13 protein-coding genes and 1 tRNA gene are annotated in these 16,317 nt (G+C 33.3%); 13 read left to right on the top strand and 1 reads right to left on the bottom strand.

Annotation, left to right across the window (positions count from 1 at the left end):
• Position 1: 1 nt before the first annotated feature.
• The 13 genes from AB1278_RS18185 to AB1278_RS18125 all read left to right on the top strand — a co-directional run bounded on the left by AB1278_RS18185 (position 2) and on the right by AB1278_RS18125 (position 15,794).
• Positions 2 to 2,344 (top strand): GumC family protein, encoded by a 2,343-nt coding sequence (locus AB1278_RS18185; protein ID WP_202839757.1) that lies wholly within the window; start codon positions 2 to 4, stop codon positions 2,342 to 2,344.
• A gap of 54 nt (positions 2,345 to 2,398) precedes the next feature.
• Positions 2,399 to 3,694, top strand: coding sequence for a nucleotide sugar dehydrogenase (locus AB1278_RS18180; RefSeq protein WP_202839755.1), 1,296 nt, complete (start codon positions 2,399 to 2,401; stop codon positions 3,692 to 3,694).
• 11 nt (positions 3,695 to 3,705) lie between these two features.
• Positions 3,706 to 4,872 (top strand): nucleotide sugar dehydrogenase, encoded by a 1,167-nt coding sequence (locus AB1278_RS18175; protein ID WP_227943880.1) that lies wholly within the window; start codon positions 3,706 to 3,708, stop codon positions 4,870 to 4,872.
• Between the two features lie 11 nt (positions 4,873 to 4,883).
• The gene (locus AB1278_RS18170) at positions 4,884 to 6,404 is read left to right on the top strand and encodes a lipopolysaccharide biosynthesis protein (RefSeq protein ID WP_262896819.1); all 1,521 of its coding nucleotides are present in this window, start codon (positions 4,884 to 4,886) and stop codon (positions 6,402 to 6,404) included.
• Positions 6,405 to 6,406: 2 nt separating this feature from the next.
• Entirely contained in the window at positions 6,407 to 7,471 is a 1,065-nt protein-coding gene (locus tag AB1278_RS18165) for a polysaccharide pyruvyl transferase family protein (protein ID WP_202839749.1), read from the top strand.
• Positions 7,464 to 8,450 carry a glycosyltransferase gene (locus AB1278_RS18160; protein WP_202839748.1) on the top strand — a complete coding sequence of 329 codons (987 nt, stop codon included), beginning with the start codon at positions 7,464 to 7,466 and terminating at the stop codon, positions 8,448 to 8,450. Before AB1278_RS18165 ends, AB1278_RS18160 begins: the two co-directional genes overlap by 8 nt.
• Complete coding sequence (locus AB1278_RS18155) at positions 8,447 to 9,649, top strand: O-antigen ligase family protein (protein WP_429816207.1); 1,203 nt, start codon at positions 8,447 to 8,449, stop codon at positions 9,647 to 9,649. Before AB1278_RS18160 ends, AB1278_RS18155 begins: the two co-directional genes overlap by 4 nt.
• Positions 9,639 to 10,556: a glycosyltransferase gene (locus AB1278_RS18150; protein WP_429816204.1), complete on the top strand. Its 918-nt coding sequence runs from the start codon at positions 9,639 to 9,641 to the stop codon at positions 10,554 to 10,556. The genes AB1278_RS18155 and AB1278_RS18150 overlap by 11 nt, the downstream gene beginning before the upstream one ends.
• Positions 10,540 to 11,640 carry a hypothetical protein gene (locus tag AB1278_RS18145; RefSeq protein WP_202839745.1) on the top strand — a complete coding sequence of 367 codons (1,101 nt, stop codon included), beginning with the start codon at positions 10,540 to 10,542 and terminating at the stop codon, positions 11,638 to 11,640. The genes AB1278_RS18150 and AB1278_RS18145 overlap by 17 nt, the downstream gene beginning before the upstream one ends.
• Entirely contained in the window at positions 11,640 to 12,773 is a 1,134-nt protein-coding gene (locus AB1278_RS18140) for a glycosyltransferase (RefSeq protein ID WP_202839744.1), read from the top strand. The genes AB1278_RS18145 and AB1278_RS18140 overlap by 1 nt, the downstream gene beginning before the upstream one ends.
• Positions 12,773 to 13,960: a glycosyltransferase family 4 protein gene (locus AB1278_RS18135; protein WP_429816201.1), complete on the top strand. Its 1,188-nt coding sequence runs from the start codon at positions 12,773 to 12,775 to the stop codon at positions 13,958 to 13,960. The genes AB1278_RS18140 and AB1278_RS18135 overlap by 1 nt, the downstream gene beginning before the upstream one ends.
• A gap of 267 nt (positions 13,961 to 14,227) precedes the next feature.
• Positions 14,228 to 14,301 (top strand) — tRNA-Asp (locus AB1278_RS18130).
• Positions 14,302 to 14,750: 449 nt separating this feature from the next.
• Positions 14,751 to 15,794 carry a L,D-transpeptidase gene (locus AB1278_RS18125; RefSeq protein ID WP_181397984.1) on the top strand — a complete coding sequence of 348 codons (1,044 nt, stop codon included), beginning with the start codon at positions 14,751 to 14,753 and terminating at the stop codon, positions 15,792 to 15,794.
• Here the strand turns inward: AB1278_RS18125 and AB1278_RS18120 are convergent.
• The gene (locus AB1278_RS18120) at positions 15,787 to 16,314 is read right to left on the bottom strand and encodes a hypothetical protein (protein WP_137905441.1); all 528 of its coding nucleotides are present in this window, start codon (positions 16,312 to 16,314) and stop codon (positions 15,787 to 15,789) included. The genes AB1278_RS18125 and AB1278_RS18120 overlap by 8 nt on opposite strands.
• Between the last annotated feature and the right edge of the window lie 3 nt (positions 16,315 to 16,317).

Genomic DNA, 16,317 nt, shown 5'->3' with positions numbered 1-16,317 from the left:
TATGCAGCAGATAGAATTTCAGGAAAGTGAAGAATCTTTGAATTTAAGAAAGATCATTGGGAAATATTTAGTCAAATGGCCTTGGTTTATAGCATCTGTCCTATTATTTGTTACTGTGGCCTTTATATATCTAAGATACGCTGTACCTCAGTATCAATCAACTACTACATTAAAATTTGATAAAAAACAGTCTGATTTAACAGGTGCATTAATTGATCTTGATAACTTGGGGCTTGGTATAGGAAATGCAGATGAGCTAAAGAGTGAAGTGGCTGTAGTAAACTCAAGACCCATCTTGATGAAGGTTGTTGAAAATCTAAATCTTAATATACAATATTATAATTCGGGTGAGATAAGGGATTCTGAATTATTTACCCGGGTACCCATTGTTGCAGAAATTATTTCTTATAAAAATGTCAAGAAATTTGTTTCTTCCGAATATGAAGTAAAAGAAGTAAATGGAAATGAATTTGTTCTGGAGGATAAGGAAAACAAAAAAGTAAAGGGAACTTTTGGTAAAAACCTGACACTTGATTTTGGAACTGTAGTTCTTCAAAAAGTTCCGGGCCTTACCTTTAAAGATAAGTATAAAATTGTTTTCTGGAATCCAATAGAGAAGGTAAAATCTTTAGAAAAGAAAATCCAGGTGGATCTTCCGGATCAGAAAGCGATGCTTATGGACATCAGCATCGTGGGAACTGTTCCCGAAAAATCAGAAGCCATCCTTAATGAAGTAACCAAACAATATAATCTGGATGGGCTAAGAGATAAAAACTTACAGGCTCAAAATACACAGGAGTTTATCGATAAACGATTAGAAGTTATTTCACGGGATCTTTCCGGAGTTGAGAATCAGAAAGAAGACTTCCAGAACCGTAACAAAATCGTAGACTTAGAGGCTCAGGCTCAATTGGCGCTTCAAAATACAAACGAGAACACAAAGCAGCTTCTTCAGCAGCAAACACAGCTGGATCTTCTTAATTCCCTTCAAAATGAAGCTTCAAAAGGAGATAATCAGCTTATGCCTTCAAATTTAGGACTTAACCCTTCTTTGGAACAGGCAATTTCACAATACAATACGCTGGTTATCACCAGAAATAAAACTTTGAAGCAGGCTACCAATGAAAACCCTGCAGTGATAGAAATGAATAAAGAAATTTCTTCACTAAAAGAAATCGTAAGAGATAACATCCGTCAGCAGAAAGCAACAATCCAGGCATCTATTGCGCAGGTAAACAGCCAGATTTCTGCCAGCACAGGAATGATTGAAAAAGTTCCGGGACAGTCGAAAATCTACAGAGGTATCGAGCGTCAACAGAACCTTAAAGAGCAGCTTTTCCTTTTCCTTTTACAAAAAAGGGAAGAAAATGCGATCAATCTATCTGTTAATGTTCCGAAAGCTAAAATTGTAAATCCTGCTTATACTGATGATGTTCCTGTTTCACCTAAGAAAAATATCATTCTTCTGGCTGCAGTTCTATTAGGATTGATGCTGCCGTTGGGAGTGTTCTATCTTTTCTTCATGTGGGATGATAAAATCTACAACCGTACAGATATTTCAGAAAATTCGTCACTTGGAGTGCTTGCAGATATTCCTTCTCTTAAAGATAATCAGAATCACCTTGTACAGAAAAACGATTTCTCAGAGCTGGCTGAAGCATTCAGAATATTGGTTTCCAATCTTAAATTTCTACTTCCTAAGAAAGATTCCGCGAAAGTCATACTGGTAACTTCTTCTGTGAAAGGAGAAGGAAAAACGCTGGTTTCTGTAAATCTTGCTCTGACATTGGGAAGCAAAAACGGAAGATCATTACTCATTGGTTCGGACGTCAGAAATCCGCAGATCCAGAGATATGATGATGAACGTATTAAGAATGCCGGTCTTACGGAATATTTATATGATGAAACTACAGATGTAGAAGACCTTATACATACTTCCGATACCAATCCTGAATGTGATGTAATCTATGCGGGATCTATTCCTCCAAATCCTCAGGAGCTTCTTTCCAACGGCCGTTATCAGAAGCTTATCAGTGAGATGTCGTCCCGTTACGAATATATTGTGATTGATTCTGCTCCGCTGATGCTTGTTTCAGATACATTGAGTATTTCTGATACAGCCGACGCTTCATTATACGTGGTAAGATCGGGAGTGTCAAGAAAAATATTAATTGATTTTGCCAATAAACTGGTTAAAGAATCAAAAATATCAAACGTTTCTTTCGTGATCAATGATGTTTCTAAAAATGTTGGTGGTTACGGCTACGGCTACAACTATGGCTATGGTTATGGATATACAGCTGATAAGAAGAAAAACTGGTGGCAAAAGCTTTTTAATAAATAAATCAAATTATCTTCAAAATAAACATTAAAATAAAGTAAGAACATCACATTTAATATGAATATACAGAATAAAATTGGGGTAATCGGATTGGGGTATGTAGGATTACCACTGGCCCGTTTATTTGCAACAAAATATGCCGTAGTAGGTTTTGATATCAACCAGGCCAGAATTGCAGAACTGAATAGCGGAAAAGATTCCACTTTGGAAGTAGAAGATGAAGTACTGCAGCCGGTTTTAGTGAAAGATAATCCGTTTTCAAACTCATCAAAAGGATTGCTTTGCTCATCTGATCTGGAAGATATTAAAGAGGCTAACATCTATATCGTAACTGTTCCGACACCGGTAGACAGACATAATCGTCCGGATCTGACGCCTTTATATAAAGCGTCTGAAACAGTAGGAAAAGTATTGAAAAAAGGGGATATTGTTATTTATGAATCTACTGTTTATCCCGGTGTTACAGAAGAAGAATGTATCCCTGTGCTGGAAAGAGTTTCAGGATTGAAGTTTAACGAGGATTTTTTTGCAGGATATTCTCCTGAAAGAATCAACCCGGGAGATAAAGAACGTACCGTAGAGAAGATTTTAAAGGTAACTTCGGGTTCTACACCGGAAATTGGTAAAAAAGTTGACGAATTATATAAATCTGTAATTGCAGCAGGTACCCACTTGGCACCTACCATCAAAGTAGCTGAAGCATCAAAAGTTATTGAAAATTCACAACGTGATATCAATATTGCTTTTGTGAATGAGCTTGCCAAAATATTTAATCTCCTGGATATTGATACACACGCAGTTCTGGAGGCAGCGGGAACGAAATGGAATTTCCTGAAATTCAAGCCCGGATTGGTAGGAGGACACTGTATTGGAGTAGATCCTTTCTATCTTGCCCAAAAAGCGCAGGATGTAGGATATTATTCTGAGCTTATCCTTACGGCAAGAAGACTGAATGATTCCATGGGGCAGTTTGTAGCTTCCGAGGTGGTAAAAACAATGATTAAGAAAAGAATCAACATTACGGATGCCAAAGTACTGAATCTTGGAATCACTTTTAAAGAAAACTGTCCGGATGTAAGAAATACGAAAGCTGCAGATGTTATCAATGCGCTGGAAGACTATTCTGTAGAAGTTACAACGTATGATCCGTGGGCAAATCCAGAAGAAGTAATGCACGAATATGGTATACAATCTACCAATTCTCTTGAAGATGTGAAAGGACAGTTTGATGCAATTGTTCTCACAGTTTCTCATGATGAATTCCTGAATATTGATCTTTCCCGATATCTGAAGGAAGGAGGAGTTTTATATGATGTTAAAGGAATTTTAGAGAAATACGATAATCGTTTATAAAAAATAGAAGAATGAAAATAGCAGTCGTAGGAACAGGGTATGTAGGTTTGTCTAATGCCGTCTTATTGGCCCAACATAATGAAGTTGTAGCTTTAGATATTGTTCAGGAAAGAGTAGAATTGCTTAATTCTAAAAAATCTCCTATTGAAGATGAAGAGATCAGTACGTTTCTAAGTACTAAACCCCTTAATTTCAAAGCCACTTTAGATAAAAAGGAAGCTTACGATAAGGCTGAATATATTATTGTTGCCACTCCAACAGATTATGATCCCACTACCAATTATTTCGATACAAGCAGTGTTGAGAATGTAATTAAGGAAATTGCAGAGTATAATTCTGAGGCTGTAATTATTATTAAATCTACAGTTCCGGTGGGATATACTGTAGAGTTAAAAAGCAGAATGCATTTAGATAATGTAGTGTTTTCTCCGGAATTTTTGAGAGAAGGCAAAGCTTTATATGATAATTTATATCCTTCGAGAATTATTGTCGGGGAGCAGAGCGAGCGGGCAAGGATTTTTGCAGAATTACTGAAAGAAGGTGCGGTAAAAAAGGATATTCCGGTTTTGTTTACTAATCCTACCGAAGCAGAAGCCATTAAATTGTTTTCAAATACCTATCTGGCATTGAGGGTAGCTTATTTTAACGAATTAGACAGCTACGCACAGATCCATGAACTGGATACCCGCCAGATTGTAGAAGGTGTTGGGCTTGACCCAAGAATTGGTTCACATTATAATAATCCGTCTTTTGGATACGGAGGATACTGCCTGCCTAAAGATACCAAACAGCTTTTGGCAAATTATAACGCTGTTCCCAATAATATTATCCAGGCAATTGTAGATGCCAACAGGACCCGTAAGGACTTTATAGCAGATTCTGTGCTTGCCAAAAAACCAAAAAAGGTAGGTGTTTACCGTCTGATCATGAAAGCAGGCTCCGACAATTTCAGAGCATCTGCCATACAGGGAGTAATGAAAAGGATTAAAGCTAAGGGAGTAGAAGTGGAAGTGTTTGAGCCGGCCCTTAATGAAGAGTCTTTTTTCGGTTCCAGAGTAGTAAAAGATTTAGAACTTTTCAAGAAAGAATGCGATGTAATTATTTCTAACCGCAATGCACCGGAGCTTGCTGATGTACAGGAAAAAGTGTACACAAGGGATCTATTTGGTAATGATTAAAAGTAAATAAATTGTCCAGTACAAAAAAGATCGCAAAAAATACAATATTACTCTACATAAGGATGATCATCAATATGGGGATCTCCTTATATACTTCAAGAATTATTTTACAGAAGTTAGGAGTAGATGACTTTGGAATATATAATTTAGTGGCGGGGGTAGTTGTATTATTTTCTTTTTTAAATAATGCAATGACAAGTGCTACTCAACGATTTTTAAATATTGAATTAGCTTCAAAAATCAAAGAAAAAGTTAATAGAGTTTTTTGTATGAGTCTAAATATTCATATAATTATCTCAATTATCGTATTGGTTTTGTCGGAGACTATTGGATTGTGGTTTTTAAATTACAAATTAAATATTCCAGTTAACCGGCTTAATGCAGCGAATTTTGTATTTCAATTTTCTATAATTACAACAATAATTAATATCATTAGAATACCCTTCAATGCTACCATACTCGCGAATGAAAGGATGTCTTTCTATGCCTATCTGGGTATAGTAGAGACTATATTAAAACTAGCTATTGTATTTTTATTATCTCTTTTTGTTGAATATGATCAGCTAATAGTGTATTCATTTTTATTATTACTGGTCAATCTTATAATTAATGTAATCTATAAAATTTATTGCTATAGGAACTTTAAGGAAGAAACTGCTTACCATTATTTTTCTGACAAAAAACTATTCAGAGAATTATTATCTTTTTCTGGTTGGAGCTTATTCGGACAAGTGGCTGTTTTAAGTTCAACACAGGGATTGAATATGATTATGAATATATTCATCGGTGTAACTGTAAATGCTGCCTTAGGTATTGCGAATCAGGTAAATAGTGTTTTATATAGTTTTGTTTCCAATATGCAGGTAGCATTCAATCCACAAATTACTCAAAGTTATGCTTCGAATGATTTGGAAACGCATAAAAGATTAGTATTAAATACTTCGAAATATTCAGTATTTCTATTTTTAGTTTTATCAATACCGATTTTATTACATACCGAATTCATTTTAAAATTATGGCTGGGTGTCAACTTACCTCAATATCTTGTAAGCTTCACTCAGATCGTTATTATAGGCTCTATTATCAATGCCATAGTTGGACCATTTTGGATGTCTGCTAATGCCATTGGAAATATCAGAAATTATCAATTAGGTGTTTCATTGATATTATTATTAAATCTTCCGCTGGCATATATATTCTTAAAATTAGGTTTTTCTCCTGTATATATTATGAGCTTAAATGTTATTTTAAATTTATGCACCTTCATATTTCGTTTTCTTTATGTTAATCATAAATTGAAATATGATTGGTCAGATGTACTACTTTATTTAAAACAGACCTTCCTGGTTATTTTCTCTTGTTTTATTCTGGTATGGGTCATAAAAAAATTAGATTTCAACAGCTACTTTTTTGCAATATCTTCAACCATTGGTGCTGAGATTATTTTGTTGGTATTAATTATTCTTATTGGTATTAAGCGGGAAGAGTATCAACAGTTTAAGAAAACAATCATAAAAAAAATAAAGAAATAAATATGGATTTATTTAACAAAATAAAAAATAAAGCAAATTCAATTATCAATAATATACAGAATAATGCCAGAGTAGATAAAATTGCTGATGAAATTTCTAATTGCAGTTCAGAGCGGTTATTTTTATTTCAGACTCCTACTCATACTAATATTGGAGATCACGCTATTGCCGAGGGGCAGCTAAAATTTTTTCAGGAAAACTTACCCGGGTATCATATTTTTGAGATCAATCAGTCTCAGATGAAGTATTTTATAGAAAAGTACAGAAATACTATTAAGCCTGATGATTTGATATTTGTTCATGGAGGTGGCAATTTCGGGAATGAATACATGAGGGAAGAAAATTTAAGGAGAATGGTAATTCAAAACTTTCCTGAAAATAAAATTATACTGTTTCCACAAACGATCTATTATTCAAATGATCAGATTGGTGAATCTGAATTAAAAAGAACACAAGATATTTTTGGAAAACATAAAAATTTGATTTTGACAGCCAGGGAGGAAAAATCATTTGAATTAATGCAAAAATATTTTCCAAAAAACAAAGTCATTCTGACTCCTGATATTGTTCTTTACACTGAATATAGTTTTGAAAATGAGCGGGAATATGCATTGGAAGTAATCAGAAATGATCAGGAATCAATATTAACAGCAGATGATAAAGATAAAATTACCCAAATCTTAAAAGAAAGATTTGCCAAAATAATTAATTCTGATATGCATTGTGAAAAAATAACAGATTTAGATATAAAATCTGTTAGAAAGAAAATATTGACTAATAAGCTGTTACAATTTTCTAAGGCAAAGATAGTGGTCACTGACAGACTACATGGAATGGTTCTTTGCATCATTACAGGAACACCATGCGTGGTTTTTTCGAATTATAATCAGAAAGTTATAGGAACTTACAACTGGATTAAGTATTTAAAATATATCAAGTTTGTTAAAAATGTAGAGGAAGCAAACACAGCAATAGATGAGTTATTGAGTAATGATAACTATGAAAAATATAATCCTCAGGAGATAAGGAAGTTTTACCTACCATTAATAGAGAATGTAAATGAATGATGTTTTTTTATCAATTATCGTCCCAATATATAATGTTGAGAATTATATAGAAAAATGTATTGCCAGTATAATACAAAATACTTCTGCTAATTTTGAACTGATCCTGGTAATTGATGGATCTCCGGATAATAGTATCAGTATTTGTAAAAAATATAAAGAAGCGGATAAAAGAATTGTCATCCTGGAAAAAGAAAACGGGGGGCTTTCTGATGCCAGAAATGCCGGATATAAAATAGCCAAAGGTGAATATATCTGGTTTGTTGATGGAGATGATTATATTGAAAGTGAGAGTATTGATATCTTTTTTGAAAAAATCAATAAAGAGACCGATATTTTCTTATTTAATTATCAGGAAATTTATGAAAATAAAATTGTCAAATTTGAAAAATTTGAAAATGAAGAAAAGATCAGTGGCCACGATTTGCTGTTAAAATACAATAACTATGGTGTTCAGGCATGGACACAGATCTATTCAAAAAAGTTCTTGGATCAACATAGGATCATATTTGAAAAAGGAGCTATCTATGAGGATGTGTTATTTAATACACAAGTCTATAGTAAAAATCCTGATCTGCAAGTTATTGACAATATCTTCGTAAACTATGTACAAAGGGGAGAGTCAATCATGAAAAAAAAGCAGACTATAAAAAATGTAGAATCAGTTTTAAAAATTTTAGAATTATATAATAAGAAAGATATAATAGATTTCTTTCCTGAAAAATTCATCATAAACAGACATCACTATTATTTTAGTTTGCTGTTCATTTTTTTACATAAAAGCAATATGAAAAAAAATGAAATTATGGATCTTTTAAATAGTATCAGTAAAAAAGACTTTTTTGTTTTTACAAGAGAGTATGATTCTTTTATTGTGAAATATATCAAAAGAAAACTATTTCCTTCCAAATCGGTTTTTATTTATAAAAATTGGAATTTTATTTTCCTTCTGATAAGATTGGATAATTTGATTAATAGATGAATTACCTAAAGAAAAATATAACCCCAATATTAATCATTTCACAAATATTTGGTTTATACGGTGGTATGTTACAGGCACCGAGAATTCTTGCTATCCTATTTTTACCCTTATTAATAAGGGATTTAAATAAAAAACTGATAAAAGGAAAAGAGGTTTTATTGTTTTTCTTTTCTTTTATCATGTATTGCGTATTGTCAATGTTATTTTTAACATTTAATAATGACCAATCCTTAAAAGAGTTTGCCTATGCATTAATAAATTTTATCATTTTCATTGAAATACTGAATTTTAGCAAGTATTTAAGTTTAAATAAACTGATCAATGGCTGGGTTATATTTGTATTACTAAGTATTCCGATAGCAATTATAGAAATTAATTTCAATTTGCACTTTTCCAATTCTAAATTTGGAGATGATACGGTATTAGGAGGTGTGGGAACTATCAGAAAATATGCCGCTATTACTTTTGGAAATTATAATTTGTATAATCACCTTTTGGCAATTTCATTCCCTTTTATTTTAGCCAAACTTAAGTTTATTTCAAGCAAGTTTTTTAAAATACTTTATATCCTTTTTATTTTAGCAATCGTTTGGGTTGTACTGACTAATGCAAGCCGCGGAACGATGCTGTGCTTATTAATATCTACAATTATATATATTATTTTTTATTCCAGTAAGTCAATAAGCAAAACCATTATTTATACATTCATTTCGATAATAGTATCTTTTGCAGGTTATATATATGTAATGAATAATGCATCATTTTCTTATTTAAAGACAAGAATTGAACAAAAAGGTCTGGAAGACAATTCCAGAAAGGAAATGATTAATGTTGGTATCGATATGTTTATAAACTCAAAATTTCTGGGTGTCGGAGCTGGTAATTTTTCTGAAACGGCCAGTAAAATGACGAAAAATCCTATCTTGGTACCCCATAATTTATTTATAGAATTACTTTCTCAATATGGAATTGTTGTCTTCTTTACATTTCTTTTATTGTTATATAAAATTTTTAACCCGAAAAAAAATTTTAAAAAGCGTGAAATTCCAAACTATATTTTGTTAGGATCATTACTTGTAATGCCATTGGCGTTTACAATTAATAGTGTTTATTTAAATAATCCTTACATGTGGATTTGGCTAGCAAGTCTTTATTGTATATCATCATTTTATAAAACGATAGCTAAAAATGTTAATTGATTATATAGATAGAAAATATTCATCGTTAAGAAAACTTACTAAAGTTCAGTCTTTAGCGAGATTTTCTATTAGAAAGTTTTCAAATTTTGTCTTTCCGATATATCTTAAAAACACTAAAAAAGAAATAGTACTACCCGAACAATCGTCGGAAAATATTATTGTATCATTGACAACATTCCCGGGAAGGATATCCAAATTATGGATGGTTATAGAATGTATGTTACGTCAAAGTCAGCTTCCAAATAAAATTGTATTGTATTTGGCAAAAGATCAGTTTCCGAATGAATTAAAAGATATACCGGATAATTTGATGGGGTACTATAAAAAGAATCAACTGGAAATAAAATTTGTAGACGAAGATATCAGGTCTCATAAAAAATATTACTACGCCTTTAAAGAATATCAAAATGACGTTATCATAACAATAGATGATGATATCTTTTATCCATCAAATATCATTAAAGATTTAATGGATTTACATGAAAAATTTCCTGATACAATCTGTTGTCACAGAGCACATAAAATTGTGAGAAATGATGATGATACAATAAGCAGATATTCTAAGTGGAAAAAGGTTTTTGGAAATTTTGGACCGACATTTGATCTATTTCACACAAGTGGGGGAGGAACTTTGTATAAGACTAATTTTTTTAGTGAAGAAGTTTTAAACAAAGAGGCTTTTGTCAGCTTATGTTTTATGGCGGATGATGTCTGGCTGAATATGATGGCTCAGTTGAATAAGACAAAGACTGTGAAATCCAATTATTTTTCAAACCTGATTCCCATTGAAAATAAAAATTCAATTTTTAAACTAAGCCAGGAAAACGTTGCCGATGGAGGTAATGATAAGCAGTTACAGAATCTGATTCAAAATTATAATATTAATAATTATGAAATATTTAAGTGATTTTATAAAGATTAGTGCGGTACTACTGTTTAGCTTTTCGTATGCTCAGCAAAACAGAGTAAGCAGGTATAATGCAGATATGCAGGCATCCAAAAGCTATGGTTTGCAAAAAATGGAATTGTCGTCGGTAAGTAAAAATACTTACGATTTCATGGCATTAGGATATTTTATCAATGCCAATAACAATATGTATCTTAAAACAAAAGATAAGAAATATATTGATACTAATATTTCTGTCATAAAACCAATCCTGATTGACACCAATTCAAAGACATCTTACCAAAAAAATGGCTGGGTGATGAATGTGGGAAAAGGTAATCAGAATGCAAAAGTGAACGGACAGGAGCATTTAATTTCAGAAGGATATTTTTTCAGATACATTGGCGAATTTTTGGATATTTTAGCTAAGAATAAACTGTATACAAATTATCAGCCGGCGATAGAAAGTGGTTTAAAATACTCTTTCGATAAATGGAAAGCCAGAAGTTTTAGCCAGTATGGAGATTATTCTTTATTGTTTCATCAGAGGCTTCATACCGGAGCAAACTGGGCAGTTGTTGCACTATATCTGATGAAATATGACGAATCTAATAAAAACTCATATTCCGTGTTTGTAAATCAGTTTGATCAGCAGCTGAAAAAAGCACTGATCTTAAACAAAAGCACAGGTAGCGTTTTGTATTATACATGGAACAGTACGTATCCGGATGCTTTTTGTAAGGCTTTACAGAAAATTAAGAATTATAAGCCCGTTATACAGGATGTATCACATGGAAATCATGTCGTATTATATTTAATAAAGGCAAAAGAATTGGGAAATGCCAATTGGACCGACTTTAATTTCAGTTACCTCTGCAATACCCTGAAGCTTAAGATTCTTAAAGGAGACAGTATTGCTGATAATGTAGACGGTACTACAAATCCAAGTGTACAAAATACAGGATGGAAAATATCGGATGGCTGGATGAAACTTATCTATTTTGATACAAGTTTATATCCTTTGGTCGAGAAAAACCTTACAAATTATAGTAATAAAATTAACAATTCCTCTTTAGAGCTGCAGTTTAATTCAATTTATCCATAATGATACTTCACATTACAAACGATTACTCAGGATCCACAGTTTATAAAAATTTAGTGAGGGAGCTGGATAGTAACGGGGTGGAGCAGATTGTATACAATCCATTTCGGGAGGCTTCCAGAATAGGAAAAAATAAAATAAATTTTAAAAATAACCGCTCTCAGATTATCTACAGCCATATTTTATCAAAATATGCAGATCGGGTTTTGTATAAGAGAAAAATTAAAAAAATTGTACGGGACATTGAAGCAAAAATAGATCTCAAGACTGTCAAATTTATTCATGCTCACACATGGTACAGCGATGGCGGAGCGGCCTATGAACTTCATAAAAAATATAATATTCCCTACATAGTAGCAGTGCGTAATACTGATCTTAATGTGTTTTTGAAATATTTTCTGCACGAAAGAGGCTACGGAAAAAAAATTCTTCAGAATGCGAATAAGATCATAACCATTTCGGCAGTCTATAAAAAAAGAATGCTTGAAGATTCAAGACTGTCTCATATCCTGGAGAATGTACAGCAAAAACTCACAGTGGTCCCAAATGGTGTAGATCCTTACTGGATCGAATCAAAGGTGATGAAAAGGAATGTTGTTAAGAATGAAAAAAGCATTCAGTTGCTTTATATAGGGAAATTTAATAAGGGAAAAAATGTCTTTAACCTTATTAATGCTGTTAAGAATTATAATCACAAGGTTCAGAATAAGATAAAATTAACACTGATTGGAGGAGGAGGAAATGACGAGAAAAGAATCCTTGATTCTATTAAAAACGACCCTTCCTTTGAGTTTGTAGGAAAAGTTGAGAGTCTGCCTGTTTTAAAATCCTACTACGAACGAAGTGATTTCTTTACAATGCCTTCCAAAGCAGAAACCTTTGGCCTGGTGTATATAGAAGCCCTTCTGCAGGGTTTACCGGTGATGTACACACAAAATGAAGGGATCGACGGTTTTTATGATGATTCTATTGGGGAAAAAGTGGAAGACATTTCTGTTTCTGCGATCGAACGGGCGCTTGAACGTTTAATCCAAAAACAAGATCATTATAGTTTTGATATGGAGCAATTGTTAGAAAATCATGACTGGAAGAGAATAGCTGAAGTATACCAACAATTATATACAGAAAAAAAATAATGAACATATTATACATCCACCAATATTTCGTAACTCCTCAGGAACCCGGAGGAACAAGATCGTATTGGCTAGCACAAGAACTTATTAAAAACGGGCATAAAGTTACTATGCTCACCTCATCATCGAAATTTTCAGAGGATATTAAAGTGGTAAACATTGATGGTATTGAAGTCGTTTATATAAAAGAAGACTATGACCAGAATATGAGTGTTTCCAGAAGATTAAAGGCTTTCCTGAAATTTATGTACAAATCATCTGTAGTAGGATGGAAACAGAAAGATATTGATTTGGTGATTGCTACATCTACTCCTCTTACAATAGGTATTCCGGCACTTATATTAAAGTGGTTTAAAAAGAAACCTTTTGTTTTTGAAGTAAGGGATCTCTGGCCTGAGGTGCCTATACAAATGGGAGCCATAAAAAACAGCTGGACAATTAAAACAACTCGTCTGCTGGAAAAAACGATTTATAAAAACGCTTCCCGTGTTATTGCACTTTCTCCCGGTATGCAGGATGGAGTCGTAAAATATATTCCAAAAGAAAAAACATCAATGATTCCTAATATGGCTAAAATGGACGAATTCTGGCCTAGGGGAAAAAACGATCAACTGATGGAAAAGCTTGGTTTAAAAAAAGATTCCTTCAAAATAGTTCATTTTGGGTCTCTGGGATTGGCAAATGGAGCTCATTCAATTATTGAATCTGCCAAGTTATTAAAAGATAGAGAAGATATAGAATTTTTGTTTGTAGGAGGTGGTTCTACCGAACAGGATTTGGTAGATGAAGTAGAGAAAAACAACCTTAAAAATGTGAAGTTTCTCGGAAAGTTCCCTATGACAGACGTATCTGAGATTGTTAATTTTTCCGATGTTTCTATGATTTCCTTTCTGGATATTCCGATTTTGTATACCAACTCTCCCAACAAACTTTTCGATTCATTGTCTGCAGGAAAACCGATTATTGTAAACTCCGCCGGATGGACGAAAGATATAGCTGAAAAATACCATTGCGGATATTATGTAAACCCCAACCGTCCGGAAGAACTTGTAGAAAAAGTACTCTATTTGAAGGACAATCCTGAGGTGGTAAATAGCATGGGACAAAATTCAAGAAAATTGGCTGAAACAGTTTATGACAAGTCCATTCTTTGTAAAAAATTTGTTGAAGTTATCGAACAAACAGAATAAGCCCGGTAGTTAAATAGTACAGGGAATTTATCATCTTAGAATTTAAAGTAACAGGAATGTTGATTTTGTGTGTGTTTATAATCTATTTTCTTAAATTTTCTAAGTGAAATTTAAAATAAAGGTGTCTAATAGCAGTTATATCTTTAATTTTTATATTTGAAAATGTGTATTTTACAGATTGCTTTGAAAGAAAAGAAATAGGTTTCTTTGGAAAAGTTAAAAAAAGCTATATATTTGCACCAGTTAAAAGCAAATGCTACTTTAATTGATCCGGTAGTTCAGCTGGTTAGAATGCCGCCCTGTCACGGCGGAGGTCGCGGGTTCGAGTCCCGTCCGGATCGCAAAAAAAGTCTTCTAGAAATAGAAGGCTTTTTTATTTCCCCCCCCCTTCCATTTACTATTCAATTTCATTCCTGTAAAAGTGATAATTTATCATTGACAGAATTCTCGTCTGGAAATTCGGGAATAGAAAAGTAAATAAAGTTCAGTTTTACATACTGTTGCTGATTGCTTTTTTATGTATTGTGAGATTTATACTGAATTTTTTAATGTAAACTGATCTTGGTGTAAAACTATTTTCAAAAAGAACTGGAAAGGAGAATAATGTTTATGTGAGACTCCCGGAATCCCTGTCTGGAATTCTAACCTTATAAAAATGAACTAACTATAACTCCTCATTTGCAATCCTTAAACCTCCGTTTTTTTACGGTATTTTTAAGAATATCTTTTATGATTCAAATTTAGGTCTGATATTTGTACTGGGTAGCCAAACTAAATGGCCGATTTATTTATGAAAAACATATCTGTGAAAAAATCCTTTCTTTATGTCTGTTTATGCGCTTTTTTCTTGATTTCCTGTAAAAAGGAAATAGAAAAGATAAGTGATACTTTTAAAGATACTGTTGCTTCTTCGGAAGCTTCGGAGGTAGAAAAGGATTCCATAAAGAAAGATTCTGTTCCTGTAGTGAAAAAAGAATCTGTTCCGCCTGTTATGCAGGAGAATGGTTTCTATAATGCCTTTGTTCTTCCGAAGGATAAAAAAATGCGTGATTCTGTGTATGCAGAATTCAGCAAGAAATACAGTGTAGAAGAGAGAACTGCTATTTTAGCTTTAAACAGGCTGGACTCTAAAAGTAAATGGAATGCCGATACTTTGGTTGTTCCTGCAAAAATAGATACAACATTGATGGCATATTCACCGTTTCCAATGCAGCTGGATGTATTAAGCGGAGTGAAAAAGTTTGTCATATTCTCATATCCTATACAGGCTTTTGCTGTATATTCCAATGGAAGTCTTGTAAAATGGGGCCCGACAAGTATGGGTAAAAAAGCAGCCCAGACCACAAGAGGGCTTACTTTTGCCAACTGGAAAAAGAAACTTGCCATTTCTACGGTAAGTACTGAATGGAAACTTCCTTATAACTTTAATATTCACAATATCGGAGGAATTGGATGGCATGAATATACCCTTCCGGGATATCCTGCTTCCCACTCATGTCTCCGATTGCTGAGGAAAGATGCCCAATGGCTGTATTCTTATGCAGATACCTGGATTCTGAATCCCGGCGGTGCTACAACAAAAGCCAAAGGAACAGCGGTAATGGTATTCGGAGATTACAAATGGGGAGGAAGAAAACCATGGAGAAATCTTTTGGACGATCCTAATGCCAACAATATTTCCGTTGAAGAATTGACGAAGCTTTTAGAGCCGGACGTTCCAAAAATGCTTAAAGAACAAAGCAACAGAGAAAAAGTGGTGGATTCTATCAAAGCAGCAAAAGCAGCATCTGCACCTGTTCAGAATGAAAAGCCTGCAGAACCTTTATCTAATTGATTTTCTTTTCAAATTGCAAAGTAGATTCTTCAGCAAATTTTCTAAGTTTGATCATTTCCTCCTTACCTTTATGCTGCCCGAATCTTGCAGCAATATACGTAAGAAGAATAAACAATAACATGACAAAAGAAGCGCTCAGTGCCCATGGGTATTCGGCGCTTTTTATCTGTTTCTCCACGTAATACATCGTGAAGAATGTCATCCACAGAATAGAAAAAGAAAAGTAAAGAAACATAAAAAACGTCCACACTGCGGAGCTAGGGCCAAATACTCCGCGTATTGCCGTATGCTCATCTTCCATTTCTACCCTTAAGGCAAGGCAGGGCTTCCAGTAATTATCATATTCTGTTTTTACCCAAATGGTAGCAACCTCCTTATTAATATTTCCTGAAAATTCATCTTTATGCTCTTCCATATATTTTTTAAGATTTTCAGCATACTCTTCTTTGGTAAGATGAGTAAACATTTTAAATCTGGGTCTGGTTCTTATTCTGTCTAAGGTGCTTTCTTCAGTATTCATATT

The sequence above is a fragment of the Chryseobacterium sp. NRRL B-14798 genome (assembly GCF_050470705.1).
Classification (GTDB): domain Bacteria; phylum Bacteroidota; class Bacteroidia; order Flavobacteriales; family Weeksellaceae; genus Chryseobacterium; species Chryseobacterium cupriresistens.
Note: the sequence above shows the minus strand (reverse complement) of the source record. Positions and strands in the feature narration are given on the sequence as shown.